The 814-nt window shown below is 64.4% G+C and carries 1 protein-coding gene and 1 pseudogene; both read right to left on the bottom strand.

Annotated elements, in window-relative coordinates; all coding sequences use genetic code 11:
- The coding region (locus J1M87_RS28155) for an ATP-binding cassette domain-containing protein (protein ID WP_206492938.1) at positions 1-559 on the bottom strand (559 nt) is incomplete at its 3' end.
- Positions 552-814, bottom strand: a pseudogene (locus J1M87_RS28150) (ABC transporter ATP-binding protein); the annotation flags it as partial. The pseudogene J1M87_RS28150 and the gene J1M87_RS28155, both read right to left, overlap by 8 nt.

Below are 814 nucleotides of genomic sequence, written 5' to 3'. Positions count from 1 at the left end.
GGAGTACTCCGAGGCCGCCGCGTCGGGTGAGTTCGAGGATGGTTTTTTCGATTTCGGCGACGACGGAGGGTTGGATGCCTTCGGTGGGTTCGTCGAGGATGAGCATTCGTGGTTCGGTGATCAGTGCGCGGGCGATGGCGAGTTGTTGGCGTTGCCCGCCGGAGAGTAGTCCGGCTCTGCGGTCGAGTAGTTGCGTCAGTGCGGGGAACAGGTCGAGTACTTCGCTGATCAGTGCTTTGCCGCGTGTGCGGCCGTCGGCGACGACCTGCAGGTTTTCGGCGGTGGTGAGTTGGCCGAAAGATTGCTGGCCTTGCGGCACGTAGGCGAGGCCGCGGGCGACTCGCGCGCTGGGCCGCAGCGAGCTGACGTCTTCGCCGTCGAACATGACTGTGCCGGAGTTGACTTTCAGCAGTCCGACCGCTGCCCGCAGCAGGGTGGTTTTGCCGGCACCGTTGTGGCCCATGACGGCGGCGACGCCGTCGGCGGGAACGGTGAGTGAGGCTCCGTGGATGACTTCGCTGCGGCCGTAGCCGGTGTGGACATCGACCAGTTCAAGCATGATCGGCTCCCTCTTGTGCTTTCGTGTCGAGTTCCTCGCCGGCTGCTGCGGTGCCGAGGTAGACCTGTTGGACTTTCGGGTCGGCCTGTACTTCGGCGACTGTGCCCTCGGCGAGGACGCGTCCAGCCGCCAATACCGTCACCGAGGTCGCGAACATACGCATGAAGTCCATGTCGTGTTCGACGACGACCACCGTCCGCTCACCGCCGATGCGTTGGAGCAGTTGGCCGGTCTGTTCGCGTTCCTCGTGGCTCA

Origin of the sequence: Rhodococcus sp. KRD162 (assembly GCF_017168335.1) — a bacterium.
In the GTDB taxonomy this organism is placed as follows: Bacteria; Actinomycetota; Actinomycetes; order Mycobacteriales; family Mycobacteriaceae; genus Rhodococcoides.
The sequence above is the reverse complement of the archived record's forward strand: the minus strand, read 5'-3'. Positions and strand labels throughout refer to the sequence as shown.